This window comes from Stenotrophomonas sp. STEN009 (assembly GCF_056760395.1).
The window spans coordinates 1-15638 of sequence record NZ_JBRRES010000058.1 but is presented as its reverse complement, the minus strand read 5'-3'; the positions used below and the strand labels follow the sequence as shown (position 1 = coordinate 15638).

Sequence of the window (15638 nt, the reverse complement as noted above, 5' to 3'; positions counted from 1 at the left end):
CCGGGACCGCATCTGCGGCAGCGGCGCCGCCCACCACCCCGGTGGCTACGCCGTGGGGGGGGCCACTCAAACAACTTCCCCCCCACCGCAAAACGGCCGGGTTACCCCGGCCGTTTCCGTCTACTGCGTGATGTTCCGACGGATCAGAACTTGTACTTCAGGGTCAGCTGCATCGACCAGCGCGACACGGCAGTGTTGCCCTTGTCGTTGTTGTTTTCCTGGATCGCGGGGTTGTCGGTGGAACCGGTGAACGAATACACGTACTTGCCGGTCGCCGGGTCGATACCCGCGTAGTTGGCGACGCGACGGGTGGCGTAGAAGCCGTAGTCGTCGATCAGGCCCCACTTCTTGTTCAGCAGGTTGCCGACATTCATGATGTCCAGCGCGATCTCACCCTTGTGGCTCTTCACGAAGCCCGGGAACTCCTGGCTGATGCGGACGTCGAAGGTGTTGATCCACTTGGCACGGTGCGAGTTGGCCGGGACCACGCTGCCACGGTAAGCATCGAGCTCCGGATTCTGCGCCAGCCAGTTGAAGAAGTCCTGCTCCATCTGCGCGCTCTGCACGAAGCGACCACCGACCACCGAACCGAACAGCACGTCACCCGGGCCGCTCGGCACATAGAACAGATCATTGGTGGTAGCACCGTCGCCGTTGGCATCGTTGTAGAAGATGTAGCTGTACGGACGGCCCGAACGACCTTCGTAGAACAGGCCGACGCGGGTGGCGTTGTCACCGAAGAAGTTGTGCTTCCACTCCAGGGTGCCGGTGATGCGGTCCTTGATCGCGTAACGCGAGTCGTAGGCCACGTCTTCGTTGGCGTTGAAGATCAGCGTGTTGTTCCAGTTCGAGGTGTTCTGCGAGCTGGTCAGCGGGCTGACTTCCTTGGACTTGGTATAGGTGTAACCCAGCGACCAGCCCCAGTTCTCGGTCAGCGGCTTGGCCAGCGAGAAGGTAGCCTGCGTACCACGACCCTTGTCGGTGTTGCGCATGACCAGCACGTCGCCGATGTCGCTCGGACGGTTGGCACGGTCGGTGGCACGGTTGGTGCCGGTGGTCATGCCGAAGTTGGTGCCACCCGACATGCGGCTGTTTGCCGGATTACGGCCATTCGCATCCCAGTAGATCGCACGACCGTCCTGGCCGTAAGCGGTCGGCGCCGAAACGTCGAGACGGTCGAAGTAGATGCCGTCCTTGACCTTGGTCATCAGGACTTCGGCCGACGCCACGATGCCGTACCACGGCAGCTCATGGTCGAACGCCAGGTTGGCCTTCCACACCGACGGCAGGCGGGTGCCCGGGGCGATGATGTCGACGTTCTGGCGCGCAGCTGCGGGGCCACCAGCCGGAATGTACGGATTGTTGCCGTCCGGGGTGAAGCCGCTGGTCAGGTTGCGCTCATCGTACTCGATGTAGTTCAGGCCGGTGTTCTGGTAGGCACCCGCCAGCCACACGTTCGGGGCAGCGCCACCGAACAGGCCCACGCCACCACGCAGCTGGGTCGGGCGCTCGCTGTCGAAGGTGTAGTTGAAGCCGACGCGCGGCTGCACCAGGTTCTTGTCGACCAGCTGGGTGTTGTTGAAGCCGTACAGCTGCTCGATGCGCGGGTTGTACAGGCGCTGGCTGCTGAAGTCAGGCATGTCGACGCGGACACCGAACATCAGGCTCAGGTTGTAGTTGATGGCCCAGGTATCCTGGACGAACACACCGGTGTTCTTCAGGGTGAAGTCTGCCGGGATATCACTGCGGCTGCCGCCGGCGCGCGGGGCACGCAGCTGGTAGCGCGCGATGCGACCGTTCAGGAAGTCCTCGACGCTGTTGAACTCGTAGACGCCGTTGAGGTTGCGGCCGTAGAAGTTCATCAGGTCGTTCTTCGAGTAATCGAAGCCGAACTTGACGGTGTGATCGCCGATGTACCAGGTACCGGCACCGAAGGCGCTCAGTTCCTTCGATTCCACGATGTTGACGTGCGTGTTCTGCTCGGTACCGACGTACAGCGAGTCGTTACCCGAACGGATGCGGATCTGCGGCATGTCGACCAGCGGAACGCGGTTGGCCGAGTAATCCTTGTGCGAGACCTTGAACTCGGTCGAGAAGTTCTCGGACCAGTCGCTGAACAGTTCGCCCATCCAGGTTTCGTATTCGGTCGGCTGCTGGTACCAGAAGTTGCTCAGCGAGATCGCACTGGTGCTGACCTGCGGGAAGCGGACGACGTTCTGCTCCATCTTGTTGTAGCGCAGGGCCGCACGGTGGTTTTCATTGATGTTCCAGTCCAGCTTGACCGCGTACTCTTCGATTTCGGTCTTGCTGTTCGGTGCCGTCAGGCTGCCCGGGTCATAGCCGAGTCCACCCAGGAAATTCTGGACGTCGGTGATCTGCTGCTGGGTGATGGTGCCCTTGCCGATCGGGGTGTCGCTCAGGCTGATGCCAGCGGCCGAACGCTCGTACTTCTCGTAGTTGCTGAAGAAGAACAGCTTGTCCTTGACGATCGGGCCGCCGAAGGTCATGCCGTAGGTCTTCTCGTCCTCGAAGCCGTTGAACTTCTCGCCACGCAGTTCCTCGCGGACCATGTCCTTGTCGCGGTAGGAACCGTAGACAGTGCCATGGAACTCGTTGGTACCCGACTTGGTCACGGCATTGATCACCGCACCGGTACCACCGGCGATGGTGGTGTCGTAGTTCGCGAGATCGATGTTGATTTCCTGGATGGCATCCATCGACACCGGCTGACGCTCGGTCGGCAGGTTGTTGGAGCCCAGGCCGAACGGATCGGAGGCACTGATGCCGTCGATACGGATCGCGTTGTAACGGGTGTTCTGACCGCCAGCCGAGATCGCGCCGTCAGCCTTGCTGACCTGCGAGATGCGCGGGTCCAGGCGGATGTAGTCCTGGATGTTGCGGTTGGCCGACGGCAGCGCGTCCATCGTTTCGCGGGTCACGTTCGAGCCGGTACCCATCTTGGTGGCGCTGAAGATGTCCAGGCCGCCCGCGGTGGCGACAACATTCACGGCGTCCAGGTTGGTGGCCGCCACGTCGCCGGTCAGGTTGGCATTGACGGTGTTGACCTGGTTCAGGTTGAGGTAGACACCCTCTTCGGTCTTGGTGCCTTCACCCGGCTTGGTGATGGTGATGGTGTACGGACCACCCACGCGCAGGCCGCGCGCGTTGTAACGACCCGACGCATCGGTCGTGGCGCGCGAAACGGTGCCCGACTCGGTGTGGGTGATGGTGACTTCAGCACCGGCGACAGGCTGGCCAGCGGCGGACACGACCTGGCCGCCGACACCTGCAGAGGTGCTCTGGGCGAAGGCGGGAGCGGCAGCAAGTGCGGCCACGAGACCAAGGGTGAGCTTGGACATCCGGAGTGGGTGGGTCATCTAGGGTAGCCTCGATACGAGTTGGCGATGGCGGAAAAAAGACGCATCCAAGCGGCCTTGCGGGTGGCCGACTGGACAGTGATCTGGGGTTCCCGACCGTGTTGGCTGAAGGCAGCCATAACGGTTAACACTAGATTAACACGCTACGCCATCAATGTGACGGTTGTGCGACAAACGGCACCGGATCGCAACGCAATCATGACGGGATCTTCATCCCGCCTTACGTCGCCCTTCACTCTGCCGGGCGTGCGCTGCCTGCATCCAGGATCTGCCCCCGCCAGGCCGAGCCGGCACTGGACAGCAGGGTCACGGCCGCGGCCGCGGCGGCCTCGGGCCCCTGCGCAGCCGGGTCCTGGTCGATCGAGTAGGCGCGGGCGCGCAGGGCCGTGCGCAGGGGCCCCGGGTACAGGCCGCTGACCCGGACCTGACTGCGGCCCAGCTCATCATGAAGGCTGGCGATCAGGCCGCGCAGGCCATGCTGGGCGGCGCCATAGCCTCCCCAGTAGGCCTGCCCCACCCGTTCCGGGGCATCGACCGTGAACACCAGCGCCGCATCCTCGCGCTGGCGCAGCAGCGGCAGGCAGGCCTGCGCCAGCCAGGCGGGTGCGGTCAGGGTGACGTGGACGGCGCGGGCGAAACTTGCGGGGTCGGCCAGTTCGAACGGGGTCAAGCCCGGAAAGTGGGCGGCGCAGACAAGTAGCCCGTCCAGTCGCCCCAGCTCCGTCTGAAGCGCCTGGGCGAGGTCGGCGTAGTCATCGGGACCGGCCCCTTCCAGATCCAGCGGATACAGCAGGGGCTCGGGACCGGCTGCCTGCACCTGGGCGTAGACCCGGTCCAGCCGGCGCGGCTTGCGCCCCAGCAGGACCACGGTCGCGCCTGCGCTGGCGGCGGCCACTGCGGCGGCACTTCCGAGGCCACCACCGGCACCGGCCACGAGCACCACGCGGTCCTGCAACGGGCGGCCATCGAGCGCCCCGTTGGTCGGTGACGTCGATGGCGGCGCACTCATCCCAGGGTCGCCTCTTCGACGATGCGCTTGAGCTCGCCGGATTCGAACAGCTCCATGATGATGTCGCAGCCGCCGATCAACTCCCCGTTGATGAACAGCTGCGGAAACGTCGGCAGGTTGGAGAAACGCGGCAGGTTCGCGCGGATTTCCGGCTCCTCCAGCACATTGACGGTGCGCAGGGAGACGGCGCCGGCAGCCATCAGCGCCTGTACGGCGCGGCTGGAGAAGCCGCACGTCGGGTATTGCGGGGTGCCCTTCATGAACAGCACGAGCGGGTAACGATCGACCTCGGCCTGGATTTGCTGCATTACCGCCACAACCACACTCCTTGCTTCGCCGGACAAACCGACCGCGATGGTCGGCTAGACTGCCCAAGGTAGCCGCCATTGTAAGCGGATGGAACCGGCTGCCGCCGCCCCTCTGTCCACGAACCTGTCCATGCCCGTCGAACTGCCTGCCCTGCCCTACCTGTCCGGCTCCCTGCAGCCCCATCTTTCCGCGCAGACCGTGGAACTGCATCACGGCGCGCACCATCGTGCCTACGTCGATGCGGTCAATGCCGGCATCCACGGCACCGAATGGGAAGAGGCCTCGCTGGAGGAGATCGTCCGTCATGCCCAGGGCGCCCTGTTCGACGCCGCGGCCCAGGCCTGGAACCACGGCTTCTATTGGCAGTGCCTGCGCCCGCGCGGCGGCGGTGAGCCACAGGGACGGCTGGGCGAGCTGGTCAAGCGCCAGTTCGGCGACGTGCAGCGCCTGCGCGAGGAGTTCAACCGTACCGCGCTGGGCCTGTTCGGCTCCGGCTGGGTGTGGCTGGTGCAGCATCCCGGCGGCCAGCTTGGCATCCAGGCCACCCGCAACGCCGGCACCCCGCTGACCGGCGACAGCACGCCGCTGCTGTGCTGCGACGTGTGGGAACACGCGTACTACACCGACTACCAGAACGACCGCACGCGCTACCTGGAGGCATTCTGGCAGCTGGTCAACTGGGAATTCGCCGAGGGCCGGCTGCGCTGAGAGCATCCGCCGGGCGTCGCCCGGCAGCACCGGGCCATGCCTGGCGACACGGCGGGCATCAGGCGCTCTCGTGCGCCGCCACCGCATCCATGACCCGGGCCGAGTACACCAGTGCCGCGCCCGCGTTGAGCGAAACCGCCACCCCGAGCGCCTCGGCGATCTCCTCGCGGCTGGCGCCCTGCTTGAGCGCGGCATCGACGTGCACCGTGATGCAGCCGTCGCAACGGGTGGTCACGGCGACCGCCAGCGCGATCAGTTCGCGGGTTTTTGCATCGAGATGGTGGGTCTGGGCACCGGCATTGGCCAGAGTGGCGTAACCCTTGATGGTATCCGGCGAGAGCTTGCCGATCTCGCCGATACGGCCCTTCAGTTCCTTGCGGTATTCGTTCCAGTCGAGCATGACGATGACTCCGGGGAAAGGAGCCTTACGCTATCACCCTGGTTGATGCGCCGATGCGTGCATCGGCGCGTCACAGCGTTGCGCTTCCGCGTCGCGGTCAACCGCGCAGTGCCCGCACCGCCGGTGCGACCTGCAGCTGGCGCCCCAGTGCCTCGCCCACCTGTTCCAGCGCCGTGGCCAGTGCGCCGGCCTGGTCGTCGCGCAGCGTGGCGTGGCCCACCTTGCGGCCTTCGCGGGGCCGCTTTCCATAATCGTGCCAGTGGCCGCTGGCCTGGGCCAGCACCGGCGCCGGGTCCGGCATCTCGCCCAGCCAGTTGAGCATGCAGGCGTGGCCGAGCATGCGGGTACTGCCCAGCGGCAGGCCCAGCACGGCGCGAAGATGATTCTCGAACTGCGAGGTCTCGCTGCCTTCGATGGTCCAATGGCCGGAGTTGTGCACGCGCGGCGCCATCTCGTTGGCCAGCAGTTCGCCGTCGCGGCAGAACAGCTCCAGAGCGAACACGCCCACGTACTGCAGATGCTCGGCCAGCCGTCGGGCATAGCCGATGGCGGCATCCTGTTCGGCGGCCGACAGCACAGCAGGCGCCACACTGGCCGAAAGCACGCCATCCACATGCCAGTTGCCGGTCACCGGCCAGGCCTGGAAACCGCCGTCACGGCCGCGCACGGCCACCACGCTGACCTCGCGCTGGAAAGCCACGAAGCCCTCCAGGATCAGGCCGGTGTGCTCGACCTGGGCGCCCAGGGCCTGCCAGGCAGCGTCGATGTCGGCTTCGCTGCGCAACCGGAACTGGCCCTTGCCGTCATAGCCGAGGCGACGGGTCTTGAGGATGCACGGCAGGCCGAACGCGGCCGCCTTCGCGGCGAGCTCCTCGCGGCTGCGGATGTCGGCGAACGGCGGCAGCGGAATGCCCAACTGCTGGAACAGCGTCTTCTCGCTCAGGCGGTCCTGCGCTACAGCCAGCGCTGCGGGCGGCGGATACACCGGCACCCGCTCGGCCAGCCACTGCGCACTGTCCGCGGGCACATTCTCGAAGTCGAACGTCACTACATCGACTTTGGCGGCGAAGTCCGCCAGCGCCTGGCGGTCATCGAAGGCACCGACGGTGAGCGGTGCCAGCGGCCCGCTGCAGGCGTCCGCCGCCGGATCGTACAGTTCGAAGCGCAGTCCCAGCGGCGCACCGGCCAGGACCATCATGCGGGCCAGCTGGCCGCCGCCGAGGATGCCGACAGTCAGGTTCATTGGCGCGGGTCGTCGTGGGCCATCACATCTTCGGTCTGGCGCGTGCGGAAGGCATCCAGCGCCTGGCCGATGGCCGGCTGGTCGCTGGCCAGCATCGCGGCGGCGAACAGCGCGGCGTTGGAGGCACCCGCATTGCCGATGGCGAAGGTAGCCACCGGAATGCCGGCCGGCATCTGCACGATCGACAGCAGCGAGTCCATGCCATTGAGCGCCTTGGACTGCACCGGCACGCCCAGCACCGGAACCGCGGTCTTGGCCGCGATCATGCCCGGCAGATGCGCGGCACCGCCGGCGCCGGCGATGATCGCGCGCAGGCCACGTCCGCCCGCCTGTTCGGCATAGCTGAACAACACATCCGGCGTCCGATGGGCGGACACCACCTTCACTTCAAACGGAACACCCAGGGCCTCAAGCTTCTGGGCGGCGTGCTGCATGGTTTCCCAGTCGGAGCGGGAACCCATGACGATGCCGACGAGCGGCGCGTTCGGATTGGGGGTCATTGGCCGTCACCTGCCTTAAAGACGTATTCTAGCCGTCTTCCACGCAAGACGAAGAACCATGGATCGCAAGCTGCTCGACCTGCTGGTGTCGCCGGACACCCGCCAGCCCTTGTCCCTGCTGGATGGCAAGGGCCTGGAAGCCCTCAACAAGGCGATTTCCGCCGGCGCGGTGAACAAGGCCGACGGCAACCCGCTGGCACAGCCGCTGCGCGAGGCCCTGGTCACCCGTGACCGCAAGCAGGTGTTCCGGGTCGACGACGGCATCCCGGTGCTGCTGGCCGAGGAGGCCATTCCAACCGCGCAGATCGCTGACTTCCCGGCCGCATGAGCATGCTGCCGACGCCGGATGCGGCCGTCGTCGCCGCCGATGTCGCCCGCGCGCTGGCGGAGGATCTGGGCAGCGGCGACGTCACCGCCGCCCTGCTGCCCGACCAGACTGACAGCGCCTACCTGCTGTGCAAACAGGATGCGGTGATTGCCGGCCGGCCGTGGTTCGATGCCACCCACCGCGCGCTCGACCCGGACGTGCGCATTGAATGGCGCATCGCCGAAGGCGAGTCCGTCACTGCCGGTACGGTACTTGCACTGCTGCACGGCCGCAGCCGCAGCCTGGTCAGCGCCGAGCGCACGTCGCTGAACTTCCTGCAGACCCTGTCCGGCACCGCTACCACCACGGCGCGCTACGTGGCCGCCGTGGCCGGCACCGGCACGCGCATTCTCGACACCCGCAAGACCCTGCCCGGCCTGCGCCTTGCACAGAAATACGCAGTGCGCTGCGGAGGCGGGGAAAACCATCGTTTCGGCCTGTACGACACGGTGATGCTGAAAGAAAACCATATCCGTGCCGCCGGTTCGCTGGCCGCTGCGGTGGCGGCCGCGCGTCGGCAATGGCCACGGTTGCCACTGGTGGTCGAGGTCGAAGACCTGACCCAGCTTCGTCAGGCGCTGGAGTCCGGCTGCGAGCGCATCCTGCTCGATGATTTCAGCCCCGACCTGCGCCGTGAAGCCGTACGCATCACCGCCGGCCGCATTCCGCTGGAGGTGTCGGGCAGCGTCGGCCTTGGCGGCCTGCGCTCGATCGCGGAGGACGGCGTGGACTGCATCTCCATCGGCGGCCTGACCAAGCATGTACAGGCCATCGATCTGTCACTGAAGCTGGGCCCACCGCCGGGTTGAGGCCCGGTAACGCCTGACGCAACCGCGTTGCCCGCCGGGCATGGCCCGGCGCTACCGGACGCGTCATGCATTGGGGAGCGCCCGGCCATGACCGGCCGACATTGACGGATCCACCCAGCGTTCACGACGGCGCTGCGACGCTGCGCGCATCCCCCACTGGAGCCGCGCATGCGCCGGATGCTGTTGCCTGCCTGTCTGCTGCTCGCGTCAATGCCCTTGTCCGCCGCAGCGGCCGAGGCCTGTGATGTCCCGCCGCGCTTCGGCCTGAGCCCCTTGGCCATCGCCATCCGCAACGCGGCGTGCAACGAGCATCGGCTGTGGTTCCGCCCCTTCATCGACCGCGATGGCCGCGCCGCCAGCCTCAGCGTCACGGAAGCCGAGAACGAGCATCTGGCCGACAACGGCCTGATTGCCTGGCAGCGCGTCTCCCACTACTGGCGTGACAGCGGGACGCTCAACGCCATGGGCAGCATCGCCGGTGCCAGCAGTTGTGCCGCGCCACTGGGCTCGCGCTATACCGACAGCGACTGCCGTGCCTTCCTGATCGACAATCCCTGGTCGGCTGCCTTCATTTCCTGGGTGATGGTGCGTGCCGGTGTCCCCGGCTTCAACACCTCGCCGCGCCACATCGAATACATCCGTGCTGCCTACCAGGGTGGCCCTTCCGGCGTGCCTTACCGGCTGGCCGATCCAGCCACGGCTAAGCCAGCCCCCGGTGATCTTCTATGCTTCCTGCGCGACCGCAGCACCACGCTCAGCTACAGCGGACTGGTACAGGCGCTTGGCAATGGCTCGGTCGGCCATTGGAAGTCGCACTGCGAAGTGGTGGTCGCGGCCAATCTCGGCGGTGACCAGACCTTGTACCTGGTAGGCGGCAACGTCATGAACACCGTGGCGATGCGGCTGCTGCCGCTGGATCGGACCGGACTGATCCAGTTGCCTGCGGCCCGCGAACGCGACAGCACCGGCATCGAGCCCAGCTGCACGCCGGGGCGCGAGGACGAATGCAGTTTCAACCGCCAGGACTGGGCCGCACTGCTGCAGCTGACTGCGACCGCGCCGTTGATCGCACCGGCACCGGCAGCGGCAACGCCACCGATGACCACAGCGCCCGCAGTGCAGCCGGCTTCCGGTGATCCGCAGCGGATGAACTGAATCTTCTGCTTGATCCAGCAGGCATTCGCCGCCATCTTTGCCGCATCGACACCCGACGCCCTGGAACCATGCCCACCCTGCTGCTGTTGCTGATTGCCGGCGCCATCGTCTACTTCTTCTGGAACGCTGCCCGCTCCGCCGCCGAGCGCGCGGTCGAGCTGGGGCGCAATGCCTGCCGCGCCGCCAATGTGCAGTGGCTGGACCAGGCGGTGCATGCCACCGGCCTGCGCCTGTCGCGCGGCGAGGATGGCCGGCTCGGTTTCGAGCGCACCTTCAAATTCGAGTATTCCTACGATGGCATCGATCGCCATGTGGGCCGGATGGTGCTGCGCGGCGATCAGCTGGTGTCGTTCACCGGCCCTGGCGCGGCGCGGATCAGCCAGATCCGGCCGGATGTGGACGATGCCGAGGATGTCTGATCCCGGACATCCACGCGTGGCGTGGATCTTCCTGATCCGGGATCGGTAGCGCCGGGCCATGCCCGGCGACCAGGTCTGTAGAACGGCAAGGCGCAAAGTTGCGCTGGACGCTCCTGTTACTTGACCACGCGCAGGTTCGGCCGGCCCTTCGGCGGCGGTCCTGCCGGCGGCGTATCCTCCGGCGGCGTGTCGTCGTCATGCAGCACTTCGTCGCCGGTCGACGCCGGTTCGCTGCCCGGAATGTCATCCGGCAGTGCCATGCCCTGCCCGGTCTCGCGGGCGTAGACGGCCAGCACGGCGCTGATCGGCACCTGCACCGGGTAGCTGGTACCGGAGAAGCGCGCCGAGAAGCTCACCATCTCGTTGTCGATCATCAGGCGCACTACCGCGCGTTCGGCGATGTTGAGCACCACTCTGCCATCCTTGACCGCCGAAGGCGGCACCTGCACGCCGGGGACGCCGGCGTCGACCAGGATGTGCGGGGTCAGCTGGTTGTCATTGATCCATTCCACCAGTGCCCGCAGCAGGTACGGGCGGTGGCTGGTCATGTGGAAGAAGTCTTCGGTCATGCGTGAAGTGTACGCGCCCGACGCCCCGACCGGGGCGGATCGCCTGCACGCCGGTCGGCGTGCAGACGGGAAAGCAGCGGCCGGCTCAGACGGGCAGGTCGCGCAGCTTCTTTTCCTGCTCGGTCAGGCTGCGCACGAACCCCGGGTGGCGGAAGATGCGGTTGCCGTAATCCTCGATGGCCTTGCCGTCCTTCGGCAACGGCACATCCAGTGACTGCAGGCGCCAGATGATCGGCGCCATCGCGCAGTCGGCCAGGCTCATTTCCGGGTTCAGGAAGAACTTGCTGGCCTTGAACAGCGGCAGCGACGCGGTCAGCAACTCCTTCAAGCGCTTGCGCCCGGCCTCGGCCTGGGTCTTGTTGCCCAGCTGGATGGCCTGCACCTGCGGCACCCAGTCGTGCTCGATGCGCAGCATCGCCAGGCGGATGCGTGCACGTGACAGCGGATCGACCGGCATCAGCGGCGGATGCGGATAGCGCTCGTCAAGGTATTCGCTCACCACCGAAGCGGCGTACAGCACCAGTTCGCGCTCGACCAGGGTCGGCACCGAATGGTACGGATTGAGGTCGATCAGGTCTTCGGGCGGATTCTGCGGATCGACCGCAACGAAATCGAACGTCACACCCTTGGCCGCAAGGACCAGGCGCACACGGTGGCACAGTACATCGTCGTTCGAGGAAAACAGCGTCAGTGTATTGCGCATGCGTACGCTCGCCGCCATCAAAGGCTCTCCTACGACAGGAGACCGCCTGCCGCATCGGCGCCGCCAGCACCGTGCCAGCGGTCGACTTCTCCCCGAGTGTGCAACCGACCATCACAAAAGCCAATAGGCCCAGCCAACGGCCGGCGGCAGAATCAGTGAACGTCCTTCCAGTATTCCTTCTTCAGCAGGTACACCAGGAAGGTCAACAGGGCCAGGAACAGGATCACCCACACGCCCAGCTGCTGCCGCTTGAGCGCGGCCGGTTCGCCGGCGTATTCGAGGAAGTTGGTGATGTCCCGCACGGCCTGGTCGTACTGGCCGGCATCAACCGAGCCGGGGCTGTCGATGCGCAGCCCGGTCACCGGCGGGTCCATGCCTGGCCCTTCGGCCTTGCCGTGCACGGCATGCTGCAGGCCCTGCATTTCCCAGAGCGGGTTGGGCATGGAGGCGTTGGCGAACAACGCGTTGTTCCAGCCCAGCGGGCGGCTGCTGTCGAGATAGAACGACTTGAGGTAGGTGTAGACCCAGTCGCTGCCCCGCACACGCGAGATCAGGCTCAGGTCCGGCGGCATCTTGCCGAACCACTTCTCGGCCTGCTCCTTGGGCATCGCCACCGGCACCGGATCGCCGATTGCCGCACCGGTGAAGTTGAGGTTGTTCATCACCTCTTCCTCGGTCAGCCCCAGGTCCTGCGCCATCCGCGAGTAGCGCAGGTACTTCAGCGCGTGGCAGCTGGAGCAGTAGTTCATGTACAGCTGCGCGCCGCGCTGCAGCGATGCGCGGTCACCGAGGTCGTTGCCGGCCTGCAGCAGCTTGGTGCCGCCTTCGGCAGCGGTGGCCAGGAAACTGCCCAGCATCAGGGCGGCCGCGAGGGCCAGCCGGACCATCCAGCGCTCAGTCATGCGTGGTCACCCTCTCCGGTACCGGCTTGGTCTTGTCCAGCCTTGTCCATAGCGGCATGGTGATGAAGAACGCGAAGTACAGGAAGGTCAGCACCCGCCCGATGTAGGTCTCGTGCACGTCGGTACCCGGACCGGAGCCGATCACGCCCAGCCACACGAAGCACACGGCCAGCATGCCCAGCATCACCTTCGAGATCCAGCCGCGGTAGCGCACCGACTTCACCCGCGCCTTGTCCAGCCAGGGCACCAGGAACAGGATGGCGATCGCCGAGAACATCACCAGCACGCCACCGAGCTTGTTCGGCACCACGCGCAGCATCGCGTAGTACGGGGTGTAGTACCACACCGGTTTGATGTGTTCCGGGGTCACCAGCCGATTGGCCTCGGTGAAGTTGTCGTGCTCCAGGAACAGGCCACCAAAGCCGGGGGCGAAGAAGATGATGAAGGCGGCGATGATCAGCAGGAAGCCCGCGCCGACGCCATCCTTGAGCGTGTAGTAAGGATGGAAGGGAATGCCATCGGCCGGTGCATTGGGCGACCAGCGGTTGCCCTTGGGCCCCTTCTTGATCTCCACGCCATCCGGGTTGTTGGACCCCACTTCATGCAGCGCGCCCAGGTGCAGCACCACCAGCAGCAGCAGCACCAGAGGCAGTGCGATCACGTGCAGCGCGAAGAAGCGGTTGAGCGTGGCATCGCTGGGCAGGTAATCGCCCATGATCCACTCGGTCAGGCCATTGCCGATCACCGGAATCGCGCCGAACAGCGAGATGATCACCTTGGCGCCCCAGAACGACATCTGGCCCCACGGCAGCACGTAGCCCATGAAGGCCTCGGCCATCAGCACCAGGTAGATCAGCATGCCCAGGATCCACACCAGCTCGCGCGGTTTCTGGTAACTGCCATACAGCAGCCCGCGGAACATGTGCAGGTAGACCACGATGAAGAACAGCGATGCACCGGTGGAGTGCATGTAACGGATCAGCCAGCCCCACTCGACATCACGCATGATGTATTCGATGGAGCCGAAGGCCTCCGCCGCGCTGGTCTTGTAGTGCATCGTCAGGAAGATGCCGGTGACGATCTGGTTGACCAGCACCAGCAGCGCCAGTGAACCGAAGTAGTACCAGATGTTGAAGTTCTTCGGCGCGTAGTACTCGCTGACGTGCTTGCGGTAGATCGGCATCAGCCCCGGCGCGCGGGCGTTGACCCAGTCGGCGACGCCTGTCGCGCTACGGCTCAGGATATTGGCCATCAGGCTGCCCCCTCCGGATCGACACCGATGATGAGCGTGTTGTCGTCCTGGTAGTGGTGCGGTGGCACCAGCAGGTTGATCGGCGCCGGCACGTCCTTGAAGACGCGGCCGGACATGTCGAAGCGCGACTTGTGGCAGGGGCAGAAGTAGCCGCCCTTCCACTGCGGGTCATACGGTTCGGGGCGGATCTCGGCCACCATCTCCGGCGAGCAGCCCAGATGCGTGCACAGGCCGACCAGTACCGACACATCGGGCTTGATCGAGCGCAGCTCGGGATTCTGCTTGAGCACGTAGGCGGGCTGCTGGTCCTTCTCGCCGGACTCCGGGTCCTTGAGGCGGTCGTCGAGCCCATGCAGCGCGTCGAGGATCGCCTTGGACCGTTTGACGATCCAGATGGGCTGGCCGCGCCATTCCACGATCAGGCGCTGGCCTTCCTGCAGGGCACTGATATCGGCCACCACCGGTGCTCCCGCGAGCTTCGCGCGGGCACTGGGGTTCCACGATTTGATGAAAGGAACTGCGGTGAATCCGACGCCGACGGCGCCAACCACGGCTGTGGTGGCAGTAAGAAAACGCCGACGTCCGGTATTGACTGGATCGTGTACCCCATCGTTGGCCATCCGGCACTCCGATATTGATTAGGTAGCTTTAAGGCTGCCAGCGGTCTGGTGGGGGCCAGAGCCGCATTGAATCATGGGCGAGTGTAGCGGAACCGTTACGCGCCACACAACGCATTGCAACAACTCTTTGTACCGTGTGCCGACCGGCAGCCGGCGATGGGCCGTCAGTCGGCACCGGCACCGGCCGGACTACTGGTGACTCAAGGCACTGCGGTAACGCTCGGCCAGCTGGCCCACCCGACGCACGTAGTACTGGGTTTCGCTGTAAGGGGGCACGCCACCATGGCGGTCGACCGCACCTTCCCCGGCGTTGTAACCGGCGGCGGCCAGGGTGAGGTTGCCGTTGAATCGCTTCAGCAGCCACGACAGGTACTGCACGCCGCCACGGATGTTCTGGCCCGCATCGTAGGAATCACTGACCCCGAAGCGCGCGGCAGTCGGCGGCATCAGCTGCATCAGGCCCTGCGCACCGGCGCGGCTGAGTGCGGTCGGATTGTAGGCCGACTCGGCATGGATGATCGCCCGGACCACCGCCTCCTCCACGCCGAACTCGCGCGCGGCCGAAGCGATCTCGGTCTGGAACGCCGTCGTGTTCAGACGCACGGTGCCGAAGTCCACGCGCGGGTTGGCCCCGCAGGCGTAGCAGCGCTCCATGAAGCTGTAGCGGATGGTGCGCACCGGCCCCAGGTGGGCAACCTGGCTGGGCCGCGCACTGGTGTAGTGGCGCACCCCATCCTTCATATAGGAATAGACCTGGCCACTGACCATGCGCCCGGTGCGGGACGTGCCGGCAGCAACTGCCGGAGTCGAAGCAGGCACCGGTGCAGCCGGCACGGGCACGGCTGCACTGGCGGCCACCGCCACCGGATTGCGCTCGATGCTGGCCACAGTGGCCGGCACAGGCCTGGCGACAGTCGCTGCCGGGCGGGCCGGGCGGGCGGCCTCCCGGCTGTAGCTGATGGTGCTGCATTGGGCACCGGCCACACGCTTGCTCACATAGCTGGTGACCCCGTCTGCCCCCTGGCACTTGTACAGGGTGCCGGCGCTGGCCGGCGCAGCGGTCAGCGCAGCGATGATGATCGCCGTTGTCCCCAGTCTCCCCTTCATGGCCGCGAGTGTCCCAGCTTCGCCCCGCGTTGCCAAGCCGTGCGGCTCAGCCTGTGACGTCAGGCACAGCCAGCAGCTGCGCCAGCCCGCCCAGGCGGCGGGGGGGGGGGCGGGGGGGCCGCCGCGGCGGGGGGGCCACCCCAACCGCGCCCCCCCGGGGGCGGGGGGTAAACGGGGGCCACACACATC

At 66.1% G+C, this 15638-nt stretch carries 17 protein-coding genes; 5 read left to right on the top strand and 12 right to left on the bottom strand.

Going from position 1 to position 15638, the window contains the following annotated elements:
• Nucleotides 1-143: 143 nt before the first annotated feature.
• From ACVOMM_RS18045 to grxD, 3 genes are all read right to left on the bottom strand, one after another.
• Nucleotides 144-3377, bottom strand: a complete 3234-nt coding sequence (locus ACVOMM_RS18045; protein WP_074901106.1) for a TonB-dependent receptor — start codon at nt 3375-3377, stop codon at nt 144-146.
• A 232-nt stretch (nt 3378-3609) separates the two neighbouring features.
• Entirely contained in the window at nt 3610-4386 is a 777-nt protein-coding gene (locus ACVOMM_RS18040; protein WP_459061809.1) for an SDR family NAD(P)-dependent oxidoreductase, read from the bottom strand.
• Nucleotides 4383-4703: a Grx4 family monothiol glutaredoxin gene (grxD, locus tag ACVOMM_RS18035; RefSeq protein ID WP_053516610.1), complete on the bottom strand. Its 321-nt coding sequence runs from the start codon at nt 4701-4703 to the stop codon at nt 4383-4385. The genes ACVOMM_RS18040 and grxD overlap by 4 nt, the downstream gene beginning before the upstream one ends.
• A gap of 121 nt (nt 4704-4824) precedes the next feature.
• On the opposite strand from grxD, the gene ACVOMM_RS18030 reads away from it, so the two are divergent.
• On the top strand, nt 4825-5403 hold the full coding sequence (locus ACVOMM_RS18030; RefSeq protein ID WP_065181386.1) for a superoxide dismutase: 579 nt from the start codon (nt 4825-4827) through the stop codon (nt 5401-5403).
• A 58-nt stretch (nt 5404-5461) separates the two neighbouring features.
• Here ACVOMM_RS18030 and ACVOMM_RS18025 read toward each other — a convergent pair whose 3' ends face one another.
• From ACVOMM_RS18025 to purE, 3 genes are all read right to left on the bottom strand, one after another.
• Complete coding sequence (locus ACVOMM_RS18025) at nt 5462-5803, bottom strand: carboxymuconolactone decarboxylase family protein (RefSeq protein WP_053516609.1); 342 nt, start codon at nt 5801-5803, stop codon at nt 5462-5464.
• Nucleotides 5804-5900: 97 nt separating this feature from the next.
• Complete coding sequence (locus ACVOMM_RS18020; RefSeq protein ID WP_053516608.1) at nt 5901-7046, bottom strand: 5-(carboxyamino)imidazole ribonucleotide synthase; 1146 nt, start codon at nt 7044-7046, stop codon at nt 5901-5903.
• Nucleotides 7043-7546, bottom strand: coding sequence for a 5-(carboxyamino)imidazole ribonucleotide mutase (purE, locus tag ACVOMM_RS18015; protein WP_053516607.1), 504 nt, complete (start codon nt 7544-7546; stop codon nt 7043-7045). The genes ACVOMM_RS18020 and purE overlap by 4 nt, the downstream gene beginning before the upstream one ends.
• 58 nt (nt 7547-7604) lie before the next feature.
• Here purE and ACVOMM_RS18010 point away from each other — a divergent pair, with 58 nt between their 5' ends.
• From ACVOMM_RS18010 to ACVOMM_RS17995, 4 genes are all read left to right on the top strand, one after another.
• Nucleotides 7605-7874 carry a Trm112 family protein gene (locus tag ACVOMM_RS18010; RefSeq protein ID WP_005408847.1) on the top strand — a complete coding sequence of 90 codons (270 nt, stop codon included), beginning with the start codon at nt 7605-7607 and terminating at the stop codon, nt 7872-7874.
• Nucleotides 7871-8722, top strand: coding sequence for a carboxylating nicotinate-nucleotide diphosphorylase (gene nadC / locus ACVOMM_RS18005; protein WP_065181227.1), 852 nt, complete (start codon nt 7871-7873; stop codon nt 8720-8722). Before ACVOMM_RS18010 ends, nadC begins: the two co-directional genes overlap by 4 nt.
• A gap of 168 nt (nt 8723-8890) precedes the next feature.
• Nucleotides 8891-9877 (top strand): DUF2272 domain-containing protein, encoded by a 987-nt coding sequence (locus ACVOMM_RS18000; protein ID WP_481526590.1) that lies wholly within the window; start codon nt 8891-8893, stop codon nt 9875-9877.
• A 68-nt stretch (nt 9878-9945) separates the two neighbouring features.
• On the top strand, nt 9946-10296 hold the full coding sequence (locus ACVOMM_RS17995; RefSeq protein WP_053516603.1) for a DUF3301 domain-containing protein: 351 nt from the start codon (nt 9946-9948) through the stop codon (nt 10294-10296).
• A gap of 116 nt (nt 10297-10412) precedes the next feature.
• Here ACVOMM_RS17995 and ACVOMM_RS17990 read toward each other — a convergent pair whose 3' ends face one another.
• From ACVOMM_RS17990 to ACVOMM_RS17965, 6 genes are all read right to left on the bottom strand, one after another.
• Nucleotides 10413-10865, bottom strand: coding sequence for a ClpXP protease specificity-enhancing factor (locus ACVOMM_RS17990; protein ID WP_053516602.1), 453 nt, complete (start codon nt 10863-10865; stop codon nt 10413-10415).
• An 85-nt stretch (nt 10866-10950) separates the two neighbouring features.
• Nucleotides 10951-11586, bottom strand: a complete 636-nt coding sequence (locus ACVOMM_RS17985; RefSeq protein ID WP_053516601.1) for a glutathione S-transferase N-terminal domain-containing protein — start codon at nt 11584-11586, stop codon at nt 10951-10953.
• Between the two features lie 134 nt (nt 11587-11720).
• A complete protein-coding gene (locus ACVOMM_RS17980) occupies nt 11721-12470 on the bottom strand; it encodes a cytochrome c1 (RefSeq protein WP_053516600.1) in 750 nt (249 codons plus the stop codon).
• Nucleotides 12463-13722: a cytochrome b gene (locus ACVOMM_RS17975; protein ID WP_481526589.1), complete on the bottom strand. Its 1260-nt coding sequence runs from the start codon at nt 13720-13722 to the stop codon at nt 12463-12465. The genes ACVOMM_RS17980 and ACVOMM_RS17975 overlap by 8 nt, the downstream gene beginning before the upstream one ends.
• Complete coding sequence (gene petA, locus ACVOMM_RS17970; protein WP_053516597.1) at nt 13722-14342, bottom strand: ubiquinol-cytochrome c reductase iron-sulfur subunit; 621 nt, start codon at nt 14340-14342, stop codon at nt 13722-13724. Before petA ends, ACVOMM_RS17975 begins: the two co-directional genes overlap by 1 nt.
• 189 nt (nt 14343-14531) lie before the next feature.
• Nucleotides 14532-15449 carry a lytic transglycosylase domain-containing protein gene (locus ACVOMM_RS17965; RefSeq protein ID WP_481526588.1) on the bottom strand — a complete coding sequence of 306 codons (918 nt, stop codon included), beginning with the start codon at nt 15447-15449 and terminating at the stop codon, nt 14532-14534.
• Nucleotides 15450-15638 lie beyond the last annotated feature (189 nt).

What these genes read in the sequence shown, in the direction of transcription:
- ACVOMM_RS18045 (WP_074901106.1), bottom strand. Translation starts at nt 3,377, where the DNA reads ATGACCCACCCACTCCGGATGTCCAAGCTCACCCTTGGTCTCGTGGCC.
- ACVOMM_RS18040 (WP_459061809.1), bottom strand. Translation starts at nt 4,386, where the DNA reads ATGAGTGCGCCGCCATCGACGTCACCGACCAACGGGGCGCTCGATGGC.
- ACVOMM_RS18030 (WP_065181386.1), top strand. Translation starts at nt 4,825, where the DNA reads ATGCCCGTCGAACTGCCTGCCCTGCCCTACCTGTCCGGCTCCCTGCAG.
- ACVOMM_RS18025 (WP_053516609.1), bottom strand. Translation starts at nt 5,803, where the DNA reads ATGCTCGACTGGAACGAATACCGCAAGGAACTGAAGGGCCGTATCGGC.
- ACVOMM_RS18020 (WP_053516608.1), bottom strand. Translation starts at nt 7,046, where the DNA reads ATGAACCTGACTGTCGGCATCCTCGGCGGCGGCCAGCTGGCCCGCATG.
- purE (WP_053516607.1), bottom strand. Translation starts at nt 7,546, where the DNA reads ATGACCCCCAATCCGAACGCGCCGCTCGTCGGCATCGTCATGGGTTCC.
- ACVOMM_RS18010 (WP_005408847.1), top strand. Translation starts at nt 7,605, where the DNA reads ATGGATCGCAAGCTGCTCGACCTGCTGGTGTCGCCGGACACCCGCCAG.
- nadC (WP_065181227.1), top strand. Translation starts at nt 7,871, where the DNA reads ATGAGCATGCTGCCGACGCCGGATGCGGCCGTCGTCGCCGCCGATGTC.
- ACVOMM_RS18000 (WP_481526590.1), top strand. Translation starts at nt 8,891, where the DNA reads ATGCGCCGGATGCTGTTGCCTGCCTGTCTGCTGCTCGCGTCAATGCCC.
- ACVOMM_RS17995 (WP_053516603.1), top strand. Translation starts at nt 9,946, where the DNA reads ATGCCCACCCTGCTGCTGTTGCTGATTGCCGGCGCCATCGTCTACTTC.
- ACVOMM_RS17990 (WP_053516602.1), bottom strand. Translation starts at nt 10,865, where the DNA reads ATGACCGAAGACTTCTTCCACATGACCAGCCACCGCCCGTACCTGCTG.
- ACVOMM_RS17985 (WP_053516601.1), bottom strand. Translation starts at nt 11,586, where the DNA reads ATGGCGGCGAGCGTACGCATGCGCAATACACTGACGCTGTTTTCCTCG.
- ACVOMM_RS17980 (WP_053516600.1), bottom strand. Translation starts at nt 12,470, where the DNA reads ATGACTGAGCGCTGGATGGTCCGGCTGGCCCTCGCGGCCGCCCTGATG.
- ACVOMM_RS17975 (WP_481526589.1), bottom strand. Translation starts at nt 13,722, where the DNA reads ATGGCCAATATCCTGAGCCGTAGCGCGACAGGCGTCGCCGACTGGGTC.
- petA (WP_053516597.1), bottom strand. Translation starts at nt 14,342, where the DNA reads ATGGCCAACGATGGGGTACACGATCCAGTCAATACCGGACGTCGGCGT.
- ACVOMM_RS17965 (WP_481526588.1), bottom strand. Translation starts at nt 15,449, where the DNA reads ATGAAGGGGAGACTGGGGACAACGGCGATCATCATCGCTGCGCTGACC.